Here is a 6,605-nt window from a genome sequence, read left to right as displayed (position 1 = left end):
ATCTACCAACGATTGAAACCATACTTGGCAGTGTAATTTCAGCAACTTAGTAAACGCTGGAATCATAGCGAACCGACACCATACTCAACAGTGCGAATTCATGAATTTGAGAGAGACAATGCTATTTATACCAATGAATATTTGCATGAGACTTAGGTTAACCGCACCATTTCACTGAACGATTATTACTGCATAACGACCCACATTGAAACCACAAAACACCCAGCGGCAATGACACCTAAACCATAAGAAAAAGTGGCATATAACGCCCTTGTGAAGGTGCCCGCCCCAAAACCTAAAGGTTACACCGTAATCACAAAAGCCAATTCATACTAAAAATGCCGCGTGTTAAGGGTCAACTTACACAGCTTGTTATATGAACACTGAACTTAAAGCGGCTTGGCCGCCCCACCGAGACAGCAGGAAAAACAACCCAAAGCCACGATGATGACTGTAACCCCGAGCACCACACTACCACCAACTAAAATACAAACTTGGCTTCGTAATTTCAGTAACTTAGTAAACGCTGGAATCATAACGAACCAGCACCAAATTCAACAGTGCGGATTAATGAATCTGAGAGAGGCAAGGCTATTTGTACCAATGAATATTGGCATGAGACTTAGGTTAACCGCACTATTTCACTGAACGATTATTACTGCATTGCGACCCACATTGAAACCACAAAATAACCAGCGGCAAGACACCTAAACCGTTAGAAATAATGGCATATAACGCCCTTGTGAAGTTGCCCGCCCCTAAACCAAAACATTGCCCCATAAACACAAAAGCCAATTCATACTAAAAATGCCGCGTGTTAAGGGTCAACTTACACAGCTTGTTATATGAACACTGAACTTAAAGCGGCTTGGCCGCCCCACCTAGACAACAGGTGAACACCCCCAAACTCACAATGCTGACTGTAACCCCGAGCACCATGCTACCAACGATTGAAACGTAACTTGGCAGTGTAATTTCAGCGACTTAGTAAATACTGAAATCATAACGAACCAACGCAATATTCAACAGTGCGGATTCATGAATTTGAGAGAGATAATGCTATTTATACCAATGAATATTGGCATGAGATTAAGGTTTCCGCACGATTTCACGGAACGATTTTTACTGCATTGCGACCCACATTGAAACCACAAAACACCAAGCGGCAATGACACCTAAACCTTAAGAAAAAATGGCATATAACGCCCTTGTGAAGTTGCCCGCCCCTTAGCCCAAACATTACACCGTAATCACAAAAGCCAATTCATAGTGAAAATGCCACGTGTTAAGGGTCAACTTACACAGCTTGTTATATGAATACTGAACAAAAAGCGGCTTGGCCGCCCCACCGAGACAGCAGAAAAAACAACCCATTACTGCGATGCTAACTGTAACCCCAAGCACCACGCTACCGCCAACTGAAATACAAACTTGACCACGTAATTTCAGCGACTTAGTAAACACTAAAATCATAACGAACCAGCACAAAAACCAACAGTGCGGATTCATGAATTTGAGAGAGACAAAGCTATTTATACCAATGAATATTGGAATGAGATTAAGGTTAACCGCACCATTTCACTGAACGATTTTTACTGCATTGCGACCCACATTGAAACCACAAAACACCCAGCGGCAATGAAACCTAAACCGGAAGAAATAATGGCATATAAACGACTGCAATAAGGTGCGCCCCACTGAACCAATAAAGCACACCGGACTCCATACCAAAACCGCCGAGTGTAACGCGTCACCCTTGATTGCCTTGTTATGCCAAAAATTAATACCTAGAGTCCAAGTTTAGCTGCTCAACCACACCTGTAAGATTAAATGGCCATGGATATTGCTGTTGAAGTTTCATTAACTCAGACATATTTAGATGCTTAATCCTTTCTCTAGCAATATTCTCTAAAGGATTTAAATCAGCAGAAAATATATTAAGAAGTGACTCATTACCCTCACGAGTTAAAGCCTCACGTAATTGTTTTGTTTCAACTTCAATACACTGCCTATTGTTATAATTATACAAATAGCCAATAACAGTTTTTTTATCTTCAAATGACAACCCATTAAACCAATCGGACTCAGGAAATGGATTTGCATTAGATATTGCTAAATTAGAGCATTCTGCATATTTGTCATCCCATTTTTTTAAAGCATCTACACTATTAGGACTTGTTGTACATGCTGATAACAACAAAGTTAATAAAACCAGACTATTTTGAAGCTTCACTCACGCACCTCCAAAACTCTCTTTCTTTACCATAAGTGAATATCTCTTGTTCATAGGCAACTTTAAATATCTGATTTCGAACAATAGGAGCTGCTGAATTCATTGCTCTTGCAAACAGCTCCCAATGATATTCCCTGATCGTTATACCCGTTTCAACAACAGTAGTTGTTATACTCGGACTCGCAAATATTTGAAACAGTGGAATAGTTGATACAGCCGTACTAAATATATTTCCATTTCTCATGATTCCTTTTACATCAGAAACAGCCTTCCTACTTCTTCGGCTTAGATTAATTCCATTAATTTCACAATAACCTAATTTAGCCATCATATCTCCTCATAATTAGTTTGTATCAGCACAAGACTAACAACGGAAGAAACAAAACACTATGTAACACGCGTACGATTAAAACTATTCTGATCGCAAAAACAAATCTTATCGGCACAGTACATAGGTATAACGCTTACCATAAGTTGCGCCCCACTGAACTTACCAAACGCACCGAATTTCACACCAAAACTGCCGAACTCTACGCGTCAATTTAATGGTTTTGTTAGGCAATAAATGTTTATATTTCCAACAAACACTCACCACATATTATGCTATTACTTCATGATTTCTGATGAATTTTATAGTGAAGTAGTAATAGATATAGGAAGATGCAAGTATCAAATCGATTGCGACGATTAAATACAATAAATTTATCACTTCATGATTTACTAAGTAATAGATTGCAACCATAGCCCAAACTAATCGAACAACACCATTAAACAATGCAATTTCAATACGCGACGACACATTCTTCGATGCATAGATGAGCATCATGCCAACAAGAAACAATGCTAAACCAGCAGTATTGAGAAATAGCATATTCCCTCCATCATTTGGAGGAATCCAATCATTACCACCAAACCTTAGTGCAGTATTTAGCCAGTTAAACAAATTAATATATGATTCATGTAGAAATGGCATTGAGAATGGAAATGCAACAACACAATTAAAAACACCGCCCCCCATAACCCAACGTTGCGCAGCTCTTTTACTATTCATAATAATCTAACAACCTCCTGTAAATTTAACGCTTTTGCCTAACGCTTGGGATAAGGTGCGCCACGGTAAACTTACAAAGTACACCGAACTCCATACCAAAAATGCCGAGTGTAACGCGTCACCTTGAGACCTTTGTTATGTGGCGGGTACAAAGAATCACCCCCAGAAACAGCAATGGGTGTCTTGATCAACAACTGATAGGAACCCTGCCAATGTCTTGGCCTCACTTACTGGTTCATAGAGGTGCCATTTTAAATCTTGCTGTAACCAGTAGACTTTCCAAACATTCTGCGATTTAACGTATGTTGATTTTGCAACTAACTGCTCAATTTTCTCGGCAGGGTTTCGCCAACCAGCTCGAATCTCGAAAATCACAACACTTTGGTTTTCAATCCTGAAAGATAAGTCAACTTCATTTCTTACGTGAACAGGTGGTCTCCTCTTCTCAATAAAGGCTGATACCTCTTTCTCATGCTTCTTCAATTCGAATTCTGAAAATGCCACTTATAGTCCATTTTTATTAGGATTTTCTATAGTTTAGCTATCTGAACTACCGAATTCCACATCAAAATGAAATACTGTATAAGCTACACCAACTTTGCCACATAACGCCTTGGCATAAGGTGCGCCAACGCTGAACCTACAAAACCAATTACACTTCAAACCAAAACCGCCGAGTGTAAAGCGTCACCTTAATGCCTTTGTTACATGCTGCTTTCAAACAATGTCCTATCAGTCACATCAACAAGTTCATTAAAGAAGCGTATACATTTATTAAGTTCATCTCGCTTGACTACATGAGCACAGCTTGAATCAGTTCGTGCTCTATGAACAGCTTCACCTCTACGCTTTAGCCAACGATTAAGAACCGTTTTGGCTTGCTCAGAATTATAATTAGCCCAATTCCAACTTGCTGTTATATCAACACCCAAAAAATCGAAAAAGAGTTTTCTCACTTTTTGGGAGTTTGGATTATGGAGCTGGTTAAGTTCTTGCTTAAATTGCTTTTCGACAAAGCCGCCTGCATGACTTCCCAATAGCACGCCAAACTTATTTTTGAAGATCTCTTCAGCAACGTCTTCTATGTATGTTTCCCATGCGGTAAGAATAAGAATTAACGTTGCTCGCTTTAATGCTTCTGGGGTTGGACTCTGTTTATTTGAGTTTTTATTTATTTCATCATAGCAATCCAGAATCTCACCGGCTTCCTTCATTGCTATCTTAAAATTCTCTGATGAAACTGACATTTAACCTCCTTTGTTAACTAAGTGAGCATGTAACGCCCTTGTGAAGTTGCCCGCCCCAAACCCAAACATTACGCCGTAATCACACAAGCTAACTCAGACTAAAAATGCCACGTGTAAAGGGTCAACTTGCACAGTTTGTTATATGAAAACTGAATATAAAGCGGCTTGGCCGCCCCACCGAGACAACAGGTGAACAACCCCCAAACTCACAATGCTGGCTGTAACCGTGAATACCACGCTGCCGCCAACGAATAAACTAACTTAGCAATGTAATTTCAGCCACTTAGTAAACACTGAAATCATAGCGAACCAGCACGAAAACCAACAGTGCGGATTCATGAATTTGGGAGAAACAAGGTTATTTATGCCAATGAATATTGGCATGGGACTAAAGCAAACCGCACCAATTCACGGAACGATTCTTACTGCATTGCGACCCACATTGAAACCGCAAAACAACCAGCGACAATGAGACCTAAACCGTAAGAAAAAATGGCATATAACGCCCTTGTGAAGTTGCCCGCCCCAAAACCAAAGCCTTGCCCCGTAAACACAAAAGCCAATTCATACTGAAAATGCCGCGTGTTAAGGGTCAATTTGCACAGTTTGTTATGCTCATTTTTACGGTAACACGTTATGGTAAAGCCTATACACATTTCTTGTATACAAAATACTAAAACAAAACCATAGCCCAAACAAAATTATCATTACTAATTCAAGACCGTAATCAACCAATAAGTTCATCATTAAAAATGCTGAAGTACTAGTTAATATATACGTCCACCTATATTTTGTAATACCGATGAGCATTGCTATTTGCGTACGATCAAATGAAAAAACCAAATTGATAACTAGGAATAAAAATAAAACAACCAGATCTTCTCTACTGTCTATCCCTGAAAATATTCGAACCAAAAAAGTACAGCTTAAGAATTGACTTCCAATAGGTATAGTTGGCCATGGCGCAAAGCCCGTAATTTCCAATTTACCCATTAACCCTCCATTTGCATAACGCCCTTGTGAAGGTGCCCGCCCCTAAACCTAAAGGTTACACCGTAATCACATAAGCCAATTAATATTGAAAATGCCGCGTGTTAAGGGTCAACTTGCACAGTTTGTTATATGAATACTGAACAAAAAGCGGCTTGGCCGCCCCACCGAGACAGCAGAAAAAACAACCCATTACTGCGATGCTAACTGTAACCCCAAGCACCACGCTACCGCCAACTGAAATACAAACTTGACCACGTAATTTCAGCGACTTAGTAAACACTAAAATCATAACGAACCAGCACAAAAACCAACAGTGCGGATTCATGAATTTGGGAGAGACAAAGCTATTTATACCAATGAATATTGGCATGAGATTTAGGTAAACCGCACCAAGTCACGGAACAATTTTCACGGCATCGCGACCCACATTGAAACCACAAAACAAACAGCGGCAATGACACTTAAACTGTAAGGAATAATGGCATATAACGCCCTTGTGAAGTTGCCCGCCCCGAAACCCAAACATTACGACGTATTCACAAAAGCCAATTCATACTGAAAATGCCGCGTGTTAAGGGTCAACTTGCACAGTTTGTTATATGAATACTGAACAAAAAGCGGCTTGGCCGCCCCACCGAGACAGCAGAAAAAACAACCCATTACTGCGATGCTAACTGTAACCCCAAGCACCACGCTACCGCCAACTGAAATACAAACTTGACCACGTAATTTCAGCGACTTAGTAAACACTAAAATCATAACGAACCAGCACAAAATTCAACAGTGAGAATTCATGAATTTGAGAGAGATAATGCTATTTATACCAATGAATACTGGCATAAGATGAAGATTAACCGCACCATTTCACGGCGCGATTTTTACTGCATTTCGACCCACATTGAAACCACAAAACAACCAACGGCAATGGGACCTAAACCATAAGAAAAAATGGCATATAACGCCCTTGTGAAGTTGCCCGCCCCAAAACCCAACGATTACACCGTAATCACAAAAGCTAATTCATAGTGAAAATGCCGCGCGTTAAGGGTCAGCTTACACAGCTTGTTATATGAACATGAAC

6 protein-coding genes are annotated in these 6,605 nt (G+C 40.0%); all 6 read right to left on the bottom strand.

Annotated elements, in window-relative coordinates; translation table 11 throughout:
• Window positions 1–1,780: 1,780 nt before the first annotated feature.
• Window positions 1,781–2,233: a hypothetical protein gene (locus L4D78_RS27830; RefSeq protein WP_428469928.1), complete on the bottom strand. Its 453-nt coding sequence runs from the start codon at window positions 2,231–2,233 to the stop codon at window positions 1,781–1,783.
• Entirely contained in the window at window positions 2,217–2,561 is a 345-nt protein-coding gene (locus L4D78_RS27825; RefSeq protein WP_428469927.1) for a hypothetical protein, read from the bottom strand. Before L4D78_RS27825 ends, L4D78_RS27830 begins: the two co-directional genes overlap by 17 nt.
• A 270-nt stretch (window positions 2,562–2,831) precedes the next feature.
• Entirely contained in the window at window positions 2,832–3,284 is a 453-nt protein-coding gene (locus tag L4D78_RS27820; protein ID WP_428469926.1) for a hypothetical protein, read from the bottom strand.
• A 156-nt stretch (window positions 3,285–3,440) separates the two neighbouring features.
• Window positions 3,441–3,788, bottom strand: coding sequence for a DUF3024 domain-containing protein (locus L4D78_RS27815; RefSeq protein ID WP_428469925.1), 348 nt, complete (start codon window positions 3,786–3,788; stop codon window positions 3,441–3,443).
• A 200-nt stretch (window positions 3,789–3,988) separates the two neighbouring features.
• Window positions 3,989–4,531 carry a HEPN domain-containing protein gene (locus L4D78_RS27810; RefSeq protein ID WP_428469924.1) on the bottom strand — a complete coding sequence of 181 codons (543 nt, stop codon included), beginning with the start codon at window positions 4,529–4,531 and terminating at the stop codon, window positions 3,989–3,991.
• Window positions 4,532–5,152: 621 nt separating this feature from the next.
• A complete protein-coding gene (locus L4D78_RS27805) occupies window positions 5,153–5,524 on the bottom strand; it encodes a hypothetical protein (RefSeq protein WP_428469923.1) in 372 nt (123 codons plus the stop codon).
• Window positions 5,525–6,605: the final 1,081 nt, after the last annotated feature.

The sequence above is a fragment of the Photobacterium minamisatsumaniensis genome (assembly GCF_050336695.1).
GTDB classification, from domain to species: Bacteria; Pseudomonadota; Gammaproteobacteria; order Enterobacterales; family Vibrionaceae; genus Photobacterium; species Photobacterium minamisatsumaniensis.
The sequence above is the reverse complement of the archived record's forward strand: the minus strand, read 5'-3'. Positions and strand labels throughout refer to the sequence as shown.